Raw genomic sequence first — 17,238 nt, forward strand, 5'->3', positions numbered from 1 at the left:
CCCGACCCGCTCCGGGCGGTCAGGCTTGATCCCTGCGCGGGTCGGGCTGCCCCGGAACCCCCCACCGCAACCAACAACCAGATCAGTGATCAGCGCTGTTCCAGTCCCGGCCCTCGCCGACCGACACCTCCAGCGGCACCGACAGCGGGTACGCCCCACCCATCTCACGCCGCACCAGCGCCTCCAACGCCTCCCGCTCACCCGGGGCGACCTCGAAGACCAGCTCGTCGTGCACCTGTAGCAGCATCCGGGAGCGCAGGCCGGCGTCGGCGAGCGCGGTGTCGACGTGCAGCATCGCCACCTTGATGATGTCGGCGGCCGACCCCTGGATGGGGGCGTTGAGAGCCATCCGCTCGGCGATGTCGCGGCGCTGCCGGTTGTCGCTCACCAGGTCGGGCAGGTAGCGGCGGCGACCCAGAATGGTCGAGGTGTAGCCGTCCTGACGGGCCCGGGCGACGACCTGGTGCAGGTAGTCGCGCACTCCGCCGAAGCCGGCGAAGTAGTTCTCCATCAGGCCGCGGGCCTCTTCGGTGTTGATGTTGAGCTGCTGGGACAGGCCGAACGCGCTGAGCCCGTACGCCAGGCCGTAGTTCATCGCCTTGATCTTGCGCCGCTGGTCCGGAGTGACCTCGTCGACCGGCACGCCGAAGACCGACGAGGCGGTGGCGGCGTGGAAGTCGGCCCCGGAGTTGAACGCCTCGATCAGCGCGTCGTCCGAGGAGAGGTGCGCCATGATCCGCATTTCGATCTGGCTGTAGTCGGCGGTGAGCAGGCACTCGTACCCCTCACCCACCACGAAGGCCCGGCGGATGCGTCGGCCCTCCTCGGTGCGGATCGGGATGTTCTGCAGGTTGGGCTCGGTCGAGGAGAGGCGCCCGGTGGCCGCCACCGTCTGGTTGAAGGTGGTGTGGATCCGGCCGTCGTCTGAGACGGACTTGAGCAGGCCGTCCACCGTCGACTTGAGCTTGGCGACGTCGCGGTGGCGCAGCAGGTGGGCCAGCACCGGGTGCGGCTGCTGCGCGTAGAGCCACTGCAGGGCGTCGGCGTCGGTCGTGTAGCCCGTCTTGATCTTCTTGGTCTTCGGCAGGCCCAGCTCGGTGAAGAGGATCTCCTGCAACTGCTTGGGCGAGCCGAGGTTGAACTCTCGGCCCACCGCCTCGTACGCGCCCTGCGCGGCGGTCTTGACCTCGCCGGCGAAGTGCGCCTCCAACTCGTGCAGGTAGTCATTGTCGGCGGCGATGCCGGTGCGCTCCATGCCCGCGAGCACCCGCATCAGCGGCAGCTCCACCCCGGCCATCAGCCGCGCGGACTGCTCACCGTCGCGGGACAGCTCGGCGTCGATCGCGTCGGCGAGGTCGAGGGTGGCGCGGGCCTGGAGCATGAGGTTCTGCTCGGCCACGCCCTCGTCGCCCAGCCCGTCGAGGGTGAGCTGCCCGGTCTCGGGCACGTCCACCCGCAGCTCGCGGTGCAGGTAGCGCAGGGCCAGGTCGGTCAGGTCGTAGGACCGCTGGTCGGGACGGGCCAGGTACGCGGCGATCTGGGTGTCGCGGACGATGCCGGCCAGCTCCCAGCCGTGTGCGGCGCAGGCCAGCACCGCCGGCTTGCTGTCGTGCAGCACCTTGGGCCGCTGCGCGTCGGCCAGCCACGCCGCGAGGGCGCTCTCGTCGGAGGCGTCGAGCCCGGTCGGGTCCACCCATGCGGCCGCGCCCCCGGCGCTGGCCAGCGCCAGACCGGTGATCGAGGCGGTGTGCCGGCGGTTGGGGCCGGTGTCGAGCTTGACCGCGAGCCCGACCGGGGTGCCGGTCGGGGCGTGCGTGCCCAGCCAGGCGGCGAGCCCACCCGGCTCGGTGAGCACCTCACCGGTCAGGTCGAAGCCCGACTCGGCCTCCGGCTCGACGGCCTCCAGATACTGGTAGAGGCGGTCGCGCAGGATGCGGAACTCCAGCGTGTCGAAGACCTGGTGCACGGCCTCCCGGTCCCAGCCGGCCCAGCGGGTGTCCTCCGGGCGCAGCGGCAGCTCCAGGTCGGAGACCAGGCGATTGATCTCGTAGTTGCGGATCACGTCGGCGAGCCGTTCCCGCAGGCTGTCGCCGGCCTTGCCCTTGATCTCGTCGGCGCGGGCGATCACGCCCTCCACGCCGCCGTACATGGTGATCCACTTGGCGGCGGTCTTCGGGCCGACGCCCGGCACGCCGGGGAGGTTGTCGCTGGTCTCGCCGACCAGGGCGGCGAGGTCGCGGTAGCGCTCGGGCCCGACGCCGTACTTCGCCTCGATCGCCGCCGGGTCCATCCGGGCCAGGTCGGAGACGCCCTTGCGGGGATAGAGCACGGTGACCTGGTCACCGACGAGCTGGAAGGCGTCCCGGTCGCCGGTGCTGATCAGCACCGTCATCCCCTGGTCGCGGGCCTGGCAGGCGAGCGTCGCGATGACGTCGTCGGCCTCGTAGCCCTCCATCTCGACCACCGGGATCTGCAGCGCCGCCAGGACCTCCTTCACGAGGCTGACCTGGCCCTTGAAGTCGGTCGGGGTCTCGCTGCGGCCGGCCTTGTACTCCGCGTACTTCTCGGTGCGGAAGGACCGGCGGGAGACGTCGAAGGCGACGACGATGTGGGTGGGCTGCTCGTCGCGCAGGACGTTGATCAGCATTGAGGTGAAGCCGTACACCGCGTTGGTCGGCTGACCCGTCGTGGTGGAGAAGTTTTCCACCGGCAGGGCGAAGAACGCCCGGTATGCCAGGGAATGTCCGTCGACGAGGAGCAGGCGCGGCGTCGTAGCTGTCACGGCAGCGACTCTAGTCCGTCGCACCGACAACCCAGGGTGGCGGCACCGCGCCACGGGCGCGAAAACACAACCCACGGCACGCACGCCGACGGCCGGCCGCCCACGAGGGGACGACCGGCCGCCGGATGCGGTGGCTCAGGCCACGCCGAGGTACGCCTCCTTGACCGACGGGTCGTGCAGCAGGTCCTGACCGGACCCTTCCTTCACGATCTGACCGGTCTCCAGCACGTAGCCGCGGTGTGCCCGCGACAGCGCCTGCTGGGCGTTCTGCTCCACCAGCAGGATCGTCGTGCCCTGCTGGTTGATCTCGGTGATGATGTCGAAGATCTGCCGGATCACCAGCGGGGCCAGACCCATCGACGGCTCGTCGAGCAGCAGCAACTTCGGACGGCTCATCAGCGCCCGACCGACCGCGAGCATCTGCTGCTCGCCACCGGAGAGGGTGCCGCCGGCCTGCTTGCGCCGCTCGGCCAGCCGTGGGAAGAGGGTCAGCACCCGATCCAGGTCGGCGGCGATGCCGGCGGAGTCCCGCCGGGTGTACGCCCCCATGTCCAGGTTCTCCATGACCGTCATGCCGGGGAAGATCTGCCGCCCCTCCGGCGACTGACACAACCCCCGCACCACCCGCAGGTCGGCGCGGAGCTTGCTGATGTCCTCACCGTTGAACGTGATCTTCCCGGTGCTGAGCGACCTGGTCCCGGAGATGGCCCGCATCGTGGTGGTCTTGCCGGCGCCGTTCGCGCCGATCAGGGCCACCACCTCACCCTCGTTGACGGTGAGGCTGATCCCGTGCAACGCCTCGATCCGGCCGTACGCGACGGCGACGTTCTCGAGCTCAAGCAGCGTCATCGGCGGGCTCCCCCAGGTACGCGGCGATCACCTTCGGATCGCGGCTGACCTCCGCGGGCGCACCCTCGGCGATCTTGCGGCCGAACTCCAGCACCACGATCCGGTCGGTGACACCCATGACCAGCCGCATGTCGTGCTCGATGAGCAGGACGGTCAGGCCCATGTCACGGATCTTGCGGATCAGGGTGAGGAGCTCCTCCTTCTCCGCCGGGTTGAAGCCGGCGGCCGGCTCGTCCAGGCAGATCAGCTTCGGCTCGGTGGCCAGCGCGCGGGCGATCTCCAACCGCCGCTGGTAGCCGTACGGCAGGTTGCGCGCCTCGTCGTTGGCCCGGTCGGCGATCCCGACGAAGCGCAGCAACTCGAGCGCCTTGGCCTCCGCCGCCCGCTCCTCCAGGATGTGCCGGGACAGGCCGAAGATCTTCGCGGCCTTCAGGCGCACCTGCTGCCAGGTCCGGACGATCCCGGACGCGGCGGTGACCTGCGGCAGCTCCTCCGGCTTGGGTCGCACCCGGTAGAGCCGGAACAGCGCCCCCGGCACACTGGTCTTGTGCCGGGAGTCCGTGCCGACCATGACGTTCTCCAGCGCCGTCATCTCCGGGAAGAGACGGATGTTCTGGAACGTCCGGGAGATGCCCAACTGGCTGATCTGGTGCGGCTTGCGGCCGGTCACCTTCTGGCCCCGGAACCGGACCGCGCCCGACGTCGGCTTGTAGACCCCGGTCATCACGTTGAAGCTGGTGGTCTTGCCGGCGCCGTTCGGCCCGATGAGGCCGAGGATCTCGCCCTCGTAGATCTGGAAATTGATCTTGTCGAGGGCGACCACGCCGCCGAAGCGGAGCGTGACGTCGTCGACTTCGAGAAGCACCTGCCGAGGCCCCGGCTGGGTCGGGATCTTCGGCGTCACGGTGTCGGTCGTCTGGTCAGACATGAGCGGGCGCCTCCTCTGCCGCCGCCGCGCGGTCCTTGAGCTCGCGGGCCCGCCGCCGGCTGGGGATCAGGCCCTGCGGACGCAGGATCATCACCACGACCATGGCCAGGCCGAAGGCCAGCCACCGGTAGTCGGCGACCTCCCGGAACCGCTCCGGCAGGTAGGCGAGCAGCACCGCGCCGAGCGAGACCCCGATCATGTTCCCCGAGCCGCCGACCACGACCATGGCGACGAAGAGGATGGAGAGGTTCGCGTTGAACTGGGTCGGGTCGATGAACGCGTTACGGCTGGCGAAGAGGAACCCGGAGAGCCCGCCCAGGGCGGCGCCGATGGCGAACGCCCAGAGCTTGAACTTGAACGGGTAGACCCCCATCACCGCGGCGGCGTCCTCGTCCTCCCGGACGGCGAGCCAGGCTCGGCCGACCCGGCTGTGCTCGAGCCGGCGCACCGCGAAGACCATCAGCAGCACCACCGTGATTGCCAGCCAGTACCAGGGCTTCGCGTCGATCAGCCCGAAGATCTGGTTGTCGGCCGACGGCGGGCCCTCCGGCCCCGGGATCGCGGAGATGCCCTGGTTGCCGTTGGTGATGCTGGTGGCGTTGCGGGCCACGATCCGGATGATCTCACCGAAGCCGAGGGTCACGATGGCCAGGTAGTCGCCGCGCAGCCGCAGCGTCGGCCAGCCCAGCAGCACCCCGAAGATCATCGTCAGGACGATCGCGATGAACAGGCAGATCGCCCAGGTGACCGCCCAGGTCGGCGGCAGGTCGAACTTCTGCTGGATCCACTTCACCACCGGCGAGTTCACCGAACCGAACAGCGCCACACTGTAGGCCCCGACGGCGAAGAAGCCGATGTAACCCAGGTCCAGCAGACCGGCGAGGCCGACCACCACGTTCAGGCCGATCGCGACCAGCACGTAGATGGCGCAGATGAAGAGCACACCGGCCCAGTTGTTGCCGCCGGCGATCGAGTCGGTCCGCAGCCAGGTGAGGCCGGGGATACCGAGTAGCGGCAGGTAGTAGAGGAACGCCACGAAGGCCAGGAAGGCCGCGGCCCGCTGCCACTTCGGCAGCGCCCGGAACCGGTCGCCGACGCCGGTAAGCAGGCTGACCCGACGCCGGTCGGCGCCGCGAATGGAGTTCATCATGCGCGGGCCCTCCCCAGCGACTCACCCAACAGACCGGTGGGCCGGAACATCAGCACCGCGATCAGCACCACGAAGGCGATGACGTCCTCCCAGTTCGACGCGAAGAGGGTGGCTCCATAGACCTCGACGAGACCGAGGAAGAGGCCGCCCACCAGGGCACCGCGCAGGTTGCCGATACCGCCGAGAACGGCGGCGGTGAACGCCTTGAGGCCCAGCACGAAGCCGATGCTGTTCTGGGTGAAGCCGAAGCGCATGCTCCACAGCAGCGCGGCCGCGCCGGCCATCATCCCGCCGAGCACGAAGATCAGCATGATCACGCGCTCCTGGTTGACGCCCATCAGGGCCGCCGTCTCCGGGTTCTGGGCGACGGCGCGCACGCCCCGCCCGTACCGGGTGCGGTTGATGAACCAGTCCAGCGCGGCCATCATCACCACGGCCGACACGAACACGATCACCTGGATGTTGGTGATGTTCGTGCCGCCGATGGAGAACAGCGTCTCCTGCTTGATCATCGTCGGCATGCCGACGATCTGCCGCGGCCGGCCGAACAGGTCCGGGAACGTGCCGCCGACGGTGTCGGGCAGCAGCAGGCCGAAGACCTCGACCAGCACCAGGGAGAGGCCGATCGCGGTGATCAGGAAGATCAGCGGCGGGGCGTTCTTGCGGCGCAGCGGCCGGTAGGCGATCCGCTCGATCGCCAGGGCCGTGCCGCCCGACGCGACCGCCGCGGCCACCAGACCGAGTACGAGGAAGAGCACGGCCTGTCCGACCGGCGGGTTATTTTGCACACCGAAGGCGCTCCACACGCCCAGCACCGCGAAGGTGCCGACCATGAAGACCTCGGAGTGAGCGAAGTTGATCAGGCGAAGGACGCCGTAGACGAGGGTGTAGCCCAGGGCGATCAGGGCGTAGATCGCCCCCTTGGACAACCCGTCGACGGTGTGCTGGCCGAGGTGGCCGAAGAGTTCGTCGAAATTCACCGGGGTCTCCTTGAATCGAGTGCGGCCGGGGAGAAACCCCGGCCGCACCCCGTTTGCCGTGCCGTCAGCTGAGCTTGAGCTCCTGCAGCGCGGTGATCTCCTTGCCCTTGATCTGGTAGGCCCAGATGACGACCTTCGACGGGTCGACGTCGCCCTTGTCGTCGAACTTGATGTACTTCGACACGCCCTGCTTGTCGTAGGACTTCACGAAGGCCAGGATGTCGGCCCGGGTCTTCTTGCCGGCCTTGAACGCGTCGAGGTAGATCTGCGCGCCGTCGAAGCCCTCAGCGCCGTAGGAGCCCGGCGCGATGCCGTACTCCTTCTGGTAGTCGGCGGCGAAGGTGCCGCCGGCCTTGTCGGCCGGGAGGCACGGGCAGGTGATGATCGCGCCCTCGGCGCCGCCGGAGGCACCCGCCGGGAACGCCGGGTCGTACAGGCCGTCCGGGCCGACGAACTTGGCCTGGACACCGGCAGCGCGCATCTGCTTCACCAGCGGAGCGGCCTCACGGGTGTAACCGCCGTAGAAGACGAAGTCGGCCTGCTTCGCCTTGATCTTGGAGATGGTCGCGTCGAACTGCGACTGCTTCTCCTGGATCTTGTCGCTGCCAGCCAGCGCCGGGCCGAGGTTCTTGCCCAGCTCGGCGGTGATGCCCGCGCCGTAGGCGCTGCCGTCGTCGATCATGAAGACCTTGGCGGCGTTCTGCGCCTTCAGGTAGCTCGCCACCGCGCCGGCCTGCGTGCCGTCGTTGCCGACGACCCGGTAGAAGGACGTGTTGCCCTTCTGGGTCAGGTCCGTACGGGTCGCCGACGGGCTGATCATGGCCAGGCCAGCGGCCTGGTAGATCGGCATGGTGGCGTCCGACTCACCGGAGAAGTGGCCACCGATGACACCGAGGAACGACTTGTCACCCGCGATCTGGTTCGCGAACGGGGTCGCGACAGCCGGGTCACCCTGGGTGTCGAACGGCTGCATCTCGACCTTGCAGTTCGGGTTCGCCTCGTTGAACTGCTTCACGGCGAGCTTCGCGCCGTTGAGCGACGGGATCACCAGACCCGCGTTGTCACCGGTGAACGCGCCGAAGATCGCGATCTTGCCACCGCAGTCACCGGACGCGGTCCCACCGTCGCCGCCACCGGAATCCTGGCAACCAGCCGCGACCACCAGGGTCGCGGCGAGCGCAACAGTGCCCAGCGCCCGTACATAGCTTCGCCTCACGGCTTCCTGACCTCCTCCAGATGCGGACGCGGCTGACCCGTAGTGACGGCGACAGCACGCGGACCGCAAATCCACCCACCCCGCAGGGACGCCCCCTGCGTAACGGCTCGTGATGGCGGAGCGTACCGACACCGCATACCGTCCCGGAAGGCCTGAACGCGGGGTCTGCGAAACCGTTACGAAGACGCGGGCAATCCTGTCGATGCCCGTAACAGGTGAATCCGTCGATCGGTCCTTAAGCCCACGGCCGGTCTGAGCGCGCCGCACACCCAACCGGACCGACGGAGCCCACCGAAAAGACGATCTGACCTGCGCAAACAATCCGGACAGTCGGCCGCCCGGCCACGGGACCACCAGGCCCCACCCTCAGGCGCCCACCCCGCCCGCCCACCACAGCCCGGACCGCGAACCGTCGTCCACCGCCAGCCACCACCGCTCACCCACCGCGACCAGCGCCACGTCCCGGTCGGCACCCGCCGCCACATCGAGCGGCATCGCGGCCTCCCGCCACGATCCACCCCGATCGGTCGACACCCACACCGAGTAACGCGCACCGTCCGTCACCGCGGCGAACAGCCGATCACCGGAGGCCACCAGCGACGCCACCTGAGGCACCCCCGCCGCAGACCGCCGCCCGAACGTCCCCGCCGCCACCCAGCCCGCCGCCTCCTGACGCCACGCGCCGAACGTCGCACCCCGCAGCCCGACCGCCACCGGCACCCCACCGGCCAGCGCCACCCGCTGCAACTCCTCGTACTCCGGGCCACCCGGCAACACCGTGCGCTGCCACGACCGCCCGTCCGGCGACGACCACACCGCCGGGTCCCGGTCGATCCGGCCGGCCGGCAGCAGACCACCCACGGCCAGCCAACCCGACGACGTCGCCGCCGCGTCGAACGCCCAGGTCACCCCCGTGGTGTCACTCGCCAGCCCCGGCGCGCCCTCCACCAGAGCAAACTCCGCCGCCTCCGGCGACGACACCCACGAGGCCGCACCCGCCGAACGGTTGCCCACGATCAACCAGCCCGAGGGACCCGCCGCCAGGCGGGACACGTTCACCGCCTTCGGCCCGCCGTACGTCTCGAAGGACGCCTGCACCTCGACCAGCGCGCCGTCGGCCACCTGCCGCCAGGTGCTCACCCGCGGATAGCCATGTGCCCCGCCGACCTTCGCGCCGATCACCGCCGCCCGGCCGTCGCGGCACGCCACCGACGACAGCACGTTCTGCTTGCCGTAGAACGAATCCGCCCGCACCGGCAGGACCGTCCACGCCGTACCGTCCACGCTGGTCCAGACCGCCGGGCGCGTGCCGCCAGCGGCGTCCGCGACGCCGCCGACCAGGAACCACCGGCCCGCGCACGCCGCCACGTCGCGTACCAACAGGCGGCCCGCGCCACCCGGCGGCGCCGGCAGCGTCAACGCCTGCCACGCCGGCCGCAGCGCGGGCGCGGCACCAGCGGACAGCCGCTCACCGGTCGGCACGGCCGGCCCGTCACAGCCGGCGAGCAGCAGCGCGAAGAGGCCGGACACCGCGATCACCCGTCGGACGGACACCCGTCGATGCTAACCAGCACCCGCCGCGCGCGGTGACCCCGAGCAGGGCAGACCCACTCAGACGGTCGGCTGCTGCGCCACCTCGCCGCCGGCGGTCTCCGCGAGGATCCGCTCGGCGACCTCCTTCATGGTCATCCGGTGGTCCATCGCCGTGCGCTGGATCCACTTGAACGCCTGCGGCTCGGTCATCCCGTACGTCGTCATCAGCGCGCCCTTGGCGCGCTCGACCGTCTTGCGGATCTCCAGGCGGTCGGTCAGGCTCGCGACCTCCGCCTCCAGGGCCGCGACCTCCGAGTAGCGCGACAGCGCGATCTCCACCGCCGGGACCAGGTCACTCTTCTGGAAGGGCTTCACCAGGTACGCCATCGCGCCCGCCGCCCGCGCCCGCTCCACCAGGTCCCGCTGGCTGAACGCGGTCAGGATGATCACCGGGGCGATCCGGGCGCCGGCGATCCGCTCGGCAGCGGCCAGCCCATCCATGATCGGCATCTTGATGTCGAGGATGACGAGGTCGGGCTTCAGCTCCTCGGCGAGGCGCACGGCGGTCTCGCCGTCGCCGGCCTCCCCCACCACCTCGTAGCCCTCTTCGACAAGCATCTCGGCGAGGTCCAGCCGGATCAGCGCCTCGTCCTCGGCGATCAGTACGCGCCTGCGCTCGGCATCCGTCGGCATCTCAGCCACCAGCCCTACCCCCACCAGTTCGAACCCGACACCCGCCCAGCCGGGTGTCACCGCCCTCAGCGTAGTGGGTATCCTGTCAGGGCTGAATCAGGGAAGCGCCCTCGTAGCCCAACTGGCAGCAGGCAATGGTCTCAAACTCCATACAGTGTGGGTTCGAATCCCACCGAGGGCACAAATTAATGTCGTACGGATGTTCGAGCATGGTCCCGTGCATCCACCTGAGATCCGTGCTCGTGCACGCCAGTTCTTCCTCGCGGGCGGCACTGTCGCCGACACCGCTCGGGCTGTCGGTCTGCCATATCGCACGGTCTGGCACTGGTGCAACGACCGGCCGGAAGCGAAGTTCCAGGGCACCCAGCTCCGGTGTTTCCGCTGCCGTGAAGGTGTCGATAGTCCGACAGACCCCGCGGCCTACGCCTACCTGCTCGGTCTCTACCTGGGCGACGGCCACCTGGTGACGGCGGCGCGTGTTCCGGTGTTGCGCATCTACTGTTCCAATGCCTGGCCTGGGCTGATCGAGGCGTGCGATGTGGCCATGCGAGCCGTGTTGGCCTCGAAGGTGCAACGGGTCCAGAAGCAGGGTTGCGTGGGCGTGCAGAGTTACGGCCTCCACTGGCCCTGCCTGCTCCCGCAGCACGGTCCCGGCAAGAAGCACGAGCGACCGATCGTCCTCGCCGACTGGCAAAGGCCGATCATGGAGCAGCACCCCGGCGACTTCCTGAGAGGGCTGTTCCACTCCGACGGCTGCCGCATCGCCAACCGGGTGACCATGCGCGGCAGGGCGTACGTCTCCCGCGCTACATGTTTGTCAACGAGTCGACGGACATCATGGGGCTCTGCCAGTGGGGCCTCGACCTGCTCGGCATCGCCTGGCGGATGAACCGTCGCAACTCGCTGTCGGTGGCGCGGCGCGACGCGGTAGCCGCGCTCGACCGGCACGTCGGCCCCAAGTCCTGACCCCGCCAGGCCGCCCAACCCTGGTGATCATGAGGTTATTGCGCCGACACGCCGACATCGAAGGCGATAACTTCATGATCGACCGGTGGATGGGGCAGCGGCATCGCGTGCGTGGGAGCCTGGGCGGGGGTCGACGACAGAGGGCGGGTTCTGATGCGGGTGGTCATTTTCGGTGCGACCGGGATGGTCGGCCAGGGCGTGCTGCGGGAGTGTCTGCTCGCCGAGGACGTGCGGGAGGTGCTCACCGTCGGCCGGAGGCCGACCGGTCGGCAGGATCCGAAGCTGCGGGAGCTGACGGTCCCCGACGTGGGTGACCTGGAGACGGTACGCGCGGAGCTGACCGGCGTCGACGCCTGCTTCTACTGCCTGGGCGTCTCGTCGCTGGGTCTGGACGAGGCGGCGTACACCCGGATCAGCTACGACTATCCCCTCGCCGCGGCCCGGTTGCTGGCCGAGGTGAGCCCGCGGGTCACGTTCGTCTACGTCTCGGGCGTCGGCACCGACTCGACCGAACAGGGTCGGGTGATGTGGGCGCGGGTCAAGGGCCGTGCCGAGAACGCGATCATCGATCTGCTGCCCAACGGGTACGCGGCGCGACCGGGTTTCATCCAGCCGACGCACGGGGCGGTGTCGAAGACGCGGTGGTACCGGTTGGGGTACGCGGTCACCCGTCCGCTGTTCCCGCTGTTGCGGCGCCTCTTCCCCAACCAGGTCACCACCACGGACGGGATCGGTCGGGCGATGCTGCGGGTGGCGCGGGAGGGCGCACCGACCCGGGTGCTGGGCAACCGCGAGCTGCGCTGATCAGGCGATCGTGTCGAGCGCCTGGGCGAGGTCGGCGCGCAGGTCGTCGGGGTCCTCCAGGCCGACGGAGAGGCGCAGCAGCGCGCCGTCGGGCTTCGCGTCGCCCTCGACGGGCCGGTGGGTGAGCGACGCGGGGTGCTGGATGAGGGTGTCCACGCCGCCGAGGGACACGGCGTGGGTGATCAGCCGGCAGGCGGCGGCGACGGTGGCGGCGGCGGGCGCGCCGCCGCGTACCTCGAAGGCGAGCAGGCTGCCGGGTCCGGCCATCTGGCGTCCGACCAGCGCCGCCGGGTCGTACACCGAGGGGTGGTGCACCCGGTGTATCCCCTGGTGGTCGGCGAGCCAGCCGGCGAGTTTCTCGGCGGTGGCCTGTTGGGCGCGGACCCGCAGCGGCAGGGTCTGCAGGCCGCGGTGCAGGAGGTAGCCGCCGAGGGGGTGCAGGATCGCGCCGGTGACGGCGCGGACCTGGCGCAGTCGGACGGCCCAGTCGGCGTCGCAGGCGACGACGCCGGCGAGGACGTCGCCGTGCCCGCCGATGCTCTTGGTGGCGCTGTGCAGGACGAGGGTGGCGCCGTGCCGGGCGGGTTGCTGGAGCACGGGGGTGGCGACGGTGTTGTCGACGAGCAGGGGTACGTCGCCGGCGGCGGTGGCGAGGGCGGCGATGTCGACGAGGTCGAGGGTGGGGTTGGCGGGCGTCTCGATGACGACCAGCGCGGTGTCGGGGCGGATGGCGGCGGCGACCTGGTCGGGGTGGGCCCAGGTGACGGTGGTGCCGAGCAGGCCGGTGGCGAGGACGTGGTCGGTGCCGCCGTAGAGGGGTCGGACGGCGACGATGTGGCGGTGGCCGTCGCGGGTGGCGGCGAGCAGGGTGGCGGTGAGGGCGGCCATGCCGCTGGCGAAGGCGACGGCCTGGGCGGTGCCCTCCAGTTCGGCGAGGGCCGTCTCGAAGCGGGCGACGGTGGGGTTCCAGAGCCGCTGGTAGACGGCGCTGCCGTCGGCGGGGAGGGTGCCGCCGGTGGCGAGTTGTTCGTAGGCGTTGCCGCCGTCGTCGACCGAGGGCAGTGGGTTGGTGGTGGAGAGGTCGATCGGTGGCACGTGCACGCCGAGCGTGCGCAGGTCGTCGCGGCCGGCGTGTACGGCCCGGGTGTCCACCGTCGTCATGGCGGTAGCGTCGAACATCCGGTGCCGAGAGGGCAATGGTTTGGTGAATAATTCTGAGATGAGGGCTGGCTTCGTCGGGATATTCGGTGGAGGATGCTCGGATGCCCCCTGAGCCGAACGAAGTGCGGCCGTATCCGGCCCTGGACGAGGTGGACCGCGCGATCCTCGCCGAGTTGGCGGCGGACGGCCGGTTGCCGAACAACGCGCTCGCCGAGCGGGTGGGAGTGGCGCCGTCGACGTGCCTGACACGGACGCGGGCGTTGCGCGAGCGCGGGGCGATCCGGGGTTTCCACGCGGAGGTGGATCCGGCCGCGCTGGGTCTGCCGTTGCAGGCGTTGGTGTCGGTGCGGTTGACCGCGCACGAGCGGGCGGCGGTGGACGCGTTCCGGGCCCGGTCGGTGCGCCTGCCCGGGGTGGTGTCGGTGTTCCACGTGGCCGGCGCGGAGGATTACGTGCTGCACGTGCGGGCGGCGTCGGGTGACGCGCTGCGGGACTTCGTGCTGGATCATCTCGCGGTCGATCCGGTGGTGCAGCACACGCAGACCAGCCTGATCTTCGAGCAGGCCCGCGGGGTGGGGTGAGCAGCAGCCGGAATGAATGGGCAGGCCAGGGAGTTGGCACTGCGTGTGATCACCGTACCGTTGTCTGTTCTTGATCTTGCCCCGGTCGCTCGCGGGACCACCGCCGGAGCGGCCCTGCAGGCCACCACCGAGCTGGCCCGACGCACCGAGGAGCTGGGCTACCACCGGTTCTGGGTGGCCGAGCACCACAACATGCCGGCGATCGCCAGCTCCGCGCCGGCGGTCCTGCTGGCGCACCTGGCGGCGAACACGTCGACGATCCGCCTCGGCTCGGGCGGGGTGATGCTGCCCAACCACGCGCCGCTGGTGGTGGCCGAGCAGTTCGGCACCCTGGAGGCGCTGCACCCCGGTCGGATCGACCTGGGCATCGGGCGGGCCCCGGGCACCGACCAGGTGACCGCGCTGGCGTTGCGGCGCACCATGGAGGGCCTGTCGGCGGAGGGTTTCCCGCGTGAGCTGGCGGACCTGATGAACTACTTCAGCGGAGAGAAGCCGGGGCAGATCATCGCCACCCCGGGTCGGGGTGAGCAGCCGGCCGTCTGGCTGCTCGGCTCCAGCGGCTTCAGCGCCCAGCTGGCCGGCCTGCTGGGTCTGCCGTTCTCCTTCGCGCACCACTTCAGCTCGGCGAACACGCTGCCGGCGCTGGCGCTGTACCGGCAGAACTTCCGGCCGTCGCAGTGGCTGGACAAGCCGTACGCGATGGTGGCCGTCAACGCGGTCTGCGCCGAGACCGACGAGCGGGCCGAGTGGCTGGCTGGGCCGAGCGCGCTGTCGTTTCTGAAGCTGCGCTCCGGTCGACCGGAGCCGCTGTCGACGCCCGACGAGGCGGCGGCGTACCCGTACACCGAGATGGAGCGGGAGTTCGTGCTGCAGCGGCGCGACGGTCAGGCGCTGGGCTCGCCGGAGACGGTGCGCCGGCAGCTGACCGAGTTGCAGGAGCGCACCGGCGCGGACGAGCTGATGCTGACCACCCTGGTCTACGACGTCGCCGACCGGGTGCGGTCGTACGAGTTGATCGCCGAGCAGGTGGCGGGGGGTCTGCGCCGGGACGCGTGAAACACGATCTTCACGTCAGCGTCACCCCCGCGACCCGGACGGTGCCTAATGTTGGTGCCGGTGGTGGTACGGCATTCCCGGTCGGGACGGGTCGGGAATGCCGCGGTGTGGAGCACCGGGCCGGAGCTGTGCGGATTCCGCGGCTGCGGCCCGGTGCCTGCCACCCTAGGCGAACCCGATCAGGACCGCCAGGGTCAGATCAGCGTAGGTAGATGTTCGGGGTGGGTGGGCTGGCCATTCCGTCGCCGATGAAGAACCCCGGGTGTGGCGGCTGGTTGTAGGCGGTGTTCTGCCACGCGATCGCCACGCGGTACTGCGGATCGTGCATCAGGGTGTGGATCCGGGTGCTGGTCGGAGTGGGCGTGCTGTAGATGCGCAGCGCCCGGCTGTCGGTGGTTCGCCAGATCACCTCCTCGCGCCAGTCGCCGAGGATGTCGCCGGAGAGCGCCGGCGTGGACTTGGTGCCGTTGTTGGACGCCACCTGGTCGCCGGTGAGCAGCCGGGTCTCGCCGCTGGTGCCGTACTTGTCGATCTTCGTGGCGTCCAGCAGCTCGCGGACCGGGTCGCCGTCCCACCAGGCGAGGAAGTTCGTCGACGACGGCTTGCGCCCGACGTTCTGCCCGCGCGTGTTGGCCAGGCCGGACACGGCCGCCGACCACGACTCCGCGCCGGGGCTGCCCGCCCAGATGTCCGCGGAGACACCCCGGCCGTTGTCGCCGGAAGCCGGCGTGGACCACAGGATCTGACCGGTACGGGCGTCCGCGAACCAGGAGCTGGGCTTGCTCGCGTCCTCGTCGACCTTGAACACCTCCAGGCCGGCGCGGCCCGGGTCGAGGTCCCCGACGTGCAGGGCGTCGCCGTGCCCGTTGCCCGTCGAGTAGAGCAACCGACCGTTGTCGTCGATCGTGGCGGCGCCGTAGACGATCTCCTGGCGGCCGTCGGCGTCGACGTCGGCCACGGAGATCTGGTGGTTGCCCTGACCCGCGGCGGCGCCGTTGCCGGAGGCGTTCGAGTCGAACGTCCAGCGCTTGGTCAGCGTGCCGTTGCGGAAGTCCCACGCCGCGATGACCGCCCGGGTGTAGTAGCCCCGGGCCATGATCAGCGACGGGCGCTGCCCGTCCAGGTAGGCGGTGCCGGCGAGGAACCGGTCCACCCGGTTGCCGTACGAGTCGCCCCAGGACGACACGGTGCCGCGCGGCGGGTCGTAGTTCACGGTGGATGCGATCGCGCCGGTCTGACCGTTGAACATGGTCAGGTACTCCGGGCCGGAGAGCACGTAGCCGCTGGAGTTGCGGTAGTCCGCCGACGACGAGCCGATGAGCTGGCCGGTGCCGGAGCGGGTGCCGTCGGCGGTCTTCATGGCCACCTCGGCGTGGCCGTCGCCGTCGTAGTCGTACACCTGGAACTGGGTGTAGTGGGCGCCGGCGCGGATGTTGCGGCCCAGGTCGATCCGCCACAACCGGGTGCCGGTCAGGGTGTACGCGTCGACGTAGACGTTGCCGGTGTAGCCGGACTGGGAGTTGTCCTTGGCGTTGGACGGATCCCACTTGAGCACGATCTCGTAGGTGCCGTCGCCGTTGAGGTCGCCGACGGAGGCGTCGTTGGCGCTGTAGGTGTAGCTCTCCCCGCTGGGGGTGGTCCCGCCGGTCGGCACCTGCAACGGCACGTCCAGGTAGCCGTTGGCGAACTGCAGGGCGGGCGCGGACGCCGCCTGCTCGGCGCCGCCCACCACGGCCCGCACGGTGTACGCCGACCCGGCCGCCGCGCCGCTGTCGAGGTAGCTGGTGGCGCCGGTGATCGGGGTGGCGTTGACCCTGGTCGAGCCCCGGTAGAGGTTGAACGCCACGCCGGAGGTCTCGGTGCCGAGCAGCCGCCAGGACACCAGGTTGCCGCTGCCGGAGCGGACGCTGATCAACCCTCGGTCCAGGTTCTCCATCTGCTTCGCCCCGGCTCCAGGCGTGGTGGGTGGCGGCGTCGTCGGCGGCGCAGTGGTCGGCGGCGGCGTCGTGGGCGGTGGCGTCGTGGGCGGTGGGGTGGTCGGTGGCGGGGTGGTCGGGCCGTCGGTGGCCGGCGCCCCGGTGCAGGTGACGCCGTTGAGCGCGAAGCTGGCCGGCACCGGGTTGCTGCTCGTCCACGAGGCGTTGAACCCGAACGAGGCGGTGCCGTTGGTGGCGAGGGCGCCGTTGTAGTCGACGTTGCGCGCGGTCACCTGGGCGCCGGACTGGGTGACGGTGGCGTTCCACGCCTGGGTGACCTGCTGGCCGGCGGCGTACGACCAGGTGAGGGCCCAGCCGTTGACCTCCTCGCCGAGGTTGGTGATGGTGACGTTGGCGCCGAAGCCGCCCTGCCACTGGTTGGTGACCTGGTAGTCGACGCGACAGCCGACGGCGGCGGCCGAGGCGACGACCGTGCCGACGGCGCCGGCCACGACGGCGGCGGCCGTCGACGCGGCCAGCACGATCAGCCGTTGTCTGGACGGGTGCATGAACTGCCTCCGGAGGATCCGGTGATGACCGCTGTGGTCCACCTGCCCTGCCCG

14 protein-coding genes and 1 tRNA gene are annotated in these 17,238 nt (G+C 70.3%); 5 read left to right on the forward strand and 10 right to left on the reverse strand.

From position 1 onward, the window contains the following. Positions 1–82: 82 nt before the first annotated feature. From polA to AB0J68_RS03805, 8 genes are all read right to left on the reverse strand, one after another. Positions 83–2,782: a DNA polymerase I gene (gene polA / locus AB0J68_RS03770; protein ID WP_363935964.1), complete on the reverse strand. Its 2,700-nt coding sequence runs from the start codon at positions 2,780–2,782 to the stop codon at positions 83–85. Between the two features lie 135 nt (positions 2,783–2,917). Then, complete coding sequence (locus tag AB0J68_RS03775; RefSeq protein ID WP_354861450.1) at positions 2,918–3,631, reverse strand: ABC transporter ATP-binding protein; 714 nt, start codon at positions 3,629–3,631, stop codon at positions 2,918–2,920. After that, a complete protein-coding gene (locus tag AB0J68_RS03780) occupies positions 3,618–4,559 on the reverse strand; it encodes an ABC transporter ATP-binding protein (protein WP_354861448.1) in 942 nt (313 codons plus the stop codon). Before AB0J68_RS03780 ends, AB0J68_RS03775 begins: the two co-directional genes overlap by 14 nt. Beyond that, positions 4,552–5,709 (reverse strand): branched-chain amino acid ABC transporter permease, encoded by a 1,158-nt coding sequence (locus AB0J68_RS03785; protein ID WP_354861447.1) that lies wholly within the window; start codon positions 5,707–5,709, stop codon positions 4,552–4,554. The genes AB0J68_RS03780 and AB0J68_RS03785 overlap by 8 nt, the downstream gene beginning before the upstream one ends. Beyond that, positions 5,706–6,689: a branched-chain amino acid ABC transporter permease gene (locus AB0J68_RS03790; protein ID WP_354861446.1), complete on the reverse strand. Its 984-nt coding sequence runs from the start codon at positions 6,687–6,689 to the stop codon at positions 5,706–5,708. Before AB0J68_RS03790 ends, AB0J68_RS03785 begins: the two co-directional genes overlap by 4 nt. 64 nt (positions 6,690–6,753) lie before the next feature. Then, a complete protein-coding gene (locus AB0J68_RS03795) occupies positions 6,754–7,905 on the reverse strand; it encodes a branched-chain amino acid ABC transporter substrate-binding protein (RefSeq protein ID WP_354861444.1) in 1,152 nt (383 codons plus the stop codon). A gap of 366 nt (positions 7,906–8,271) precedes the next feature. Continuing rightward, positions 8,272–9,459 carry a hypothetical protein gene (locus tag AB0J68_RS03800; RefSeq protein WP_363935967.1) on the reverse strand — a complete coding sequence of 396 codons (1,188 nt, stop codon included), beginning with the start codon at positions 9,457–9,459 and terminating at the stop codon, positions 8,272–8,274. A 57-nt stretch (positions 9,460–9,516) separates the two neighbouring features. Beyond that, positions 9,517–10,140 (reverse strand): response regulator, encoded by a 624-nt coding sequence (locus AB0J68_RS03805; RefSeq protein ID WP_234584542.1) that lies wholly within the window; start codon positions 10,138–10,140, stop codon positions 9,517–9,519. Between the two features lie 97 nt (positions 10,141–10,237). Between AB0J68_RS03805 and AB0J68_RS03810 the strand changes: the two genes are divergently transcribed. From AB0J68_RS03810 to AB0J68_RS03820, 3 genes are all read left to right on the forward strand, one after another. Beyond that, a tRNA-Leu gene (locus AB0J68_RS03810) sits at positions 10,238–10,312 on the forward strand. A gap of 629 nt (positions 10,313–10,941) precedes the next feature. Beyond that, the gene (locus AB0J68_RS03815; protein ID WP_363935969.1) at positions 10,942–11,097 is read left to right on the forward strand and encodes a hypothetical protein; all 156 of its coding nucleotides are present in this window, start codon (positions 10,942–10,944) and stop codon (positions 11,095–11,097) included. Positions 11,098–11,250: 153 nt separating this feature from the next. Continuing rightward, a complete protein-coding gene (locus AB0J68_RS03820) occupies positions 11,251–11,901 on the forward strand; it encodes an epimerase (RefSeq protein ID WP_363935971.1) in 651 nt (216 codons plus the stop codon). On the opposite strand, the gene AB0J68_RS03825 is transcribed toward AB0J68_RS03820, so the two are convergent. Beyond that, positions 11,902–13,080, reverse strand: coding sequence for an aminotransferase class I/II-fold pyridoxal phosphate-dependent enzyme (locus AB0J68_RS03825; RefSeq protein WP_363935973.1), 1,179 nt, complete (start codon positions 13,078–13,080; stop codon positions 11,902–11,904). It abuts the gene before it with no gap. Positions 13,081–13,163: 83 nt separating this feature from the next. Here AB0J68_RS03825 and AB0J68_RS03830 point away from each other — a divergent pair, with 83 nt between their 5' ends. Continuing rightward, a complete protein-coding gene (locus AB0J68_RS03830; RefSeq protein ID WP_354861434.1) occupies positions 13,164–13,643 on the forward strand; it encodes an Lrp/AsnC family transcriptional regulator in 480 nt (159 codons plus the stop codon). A 33-nt stretch (positions 13,644–13,676) separates the two neighbouring features. Beyond that, on the forward strand, positions 13,677–14,699 hold the full coding sequence (locus AB0J68_RS03835) for an LLM class flavin-dependent oxidoreductase (RefSeq protein WP_354861432.1): 1,023 nt from the start codon (positions 13,677–13,679) through the stop codon (positions 14,697–14,699). 199 nt (positions 14,700–14,898) lie between these two features. Here the strand turns inward: AB0J68_RS03835 and AB0J68_RS03840 are convergent, their stop codons facing one another. Beyond that, the gene (locus tag AB0J68_RS03840) at positions 14,899–17,184 is read right to left on the reverse strand and encodes a cellulose binding domain-containing protein (protein WP_363935976.1); all 2,286 of its coding nucleotides are present in this window, start codon (positions 17,182–17,184) and stop codon (positions 14,899–14,901) included. Between the last annotated feature and the right edge of the window lie 54 nt (positions 17,185–17,238).

This window comes from Micromonospora sp. NPDC049580 (assembly GCF_040675595.1).
In the GTDB taxonomy this organism is placed as follows: domain Bacteria; phylum Actinomycetota; class Actinomycetes; order Mycobacteriales; family Micromonosporaceae; genus Micromonospora.

What these genes read in the sequence shown, in the direction of transcription:
- AB0J68_RS03785 (WP_354861447.1), bottom strand. Translation starts at nt 5,709, where the DNA reads ATGATGAACTCCATTCGCGGCGCCGACCGGCGTCGGGTCAGCCTGCTT.
- AB0J68_RS03820 (WP_363935971.1), top strand. Translation starts at nt 11,251, where the DNA reads ATGCGGGTGGTCATTTTCGGTGCGACCGGGATGGTCGGCCAGGGCGTG.
- AB0J68_RS03840 (WP_363935976.1), bottom strand. Translation starts at nt 17,184, where the DNA reads ATGCACCCGTCCAGACAACGGCTGATCGTGCTGGCCGCGTCGACGGCC.
- AB0J68_RS03825 (WP_363935973.1), bottom strand. Translation starts at nt 13,080, where the DNA reads ATGTTCGACGCTACCGCCATGACGACGGTGGACACCCGGGCCGTACAC.
- AB0J68_RS03815 (WP_363935969.1), top strand. Translation starts at nt 10,942, where the DNA reads ATGTTTGTCAACGAGTCGACGGACATCATGGGGCTCTGCCAGTGGGGC.
- AB0J68_RS03780 (WP_354861448.1), bottom strand. Translation starts at nt 4,559, where the DNA reads ATGTCTGACCAGACGACCGACACCGTGACGCCGAAGATCCCGACCCAG.
- AB0J68_RS03775 (WP_354861450.1), bottom strand. Translation starts at nt 3,631, where the DNA reads ATGACGCTGCTTGAGCTCGAGAACGTCGCCGTCGCGTACGGCCGGATC.
- AB0J68_RS03830 (WP_354861434.1), top strand. Translation starts at nt 13,164, where the DNA reads ATGCCCCCTGAGCCGAACGAAGTGCGGCCGTATCCGGCCCTGGACGAG.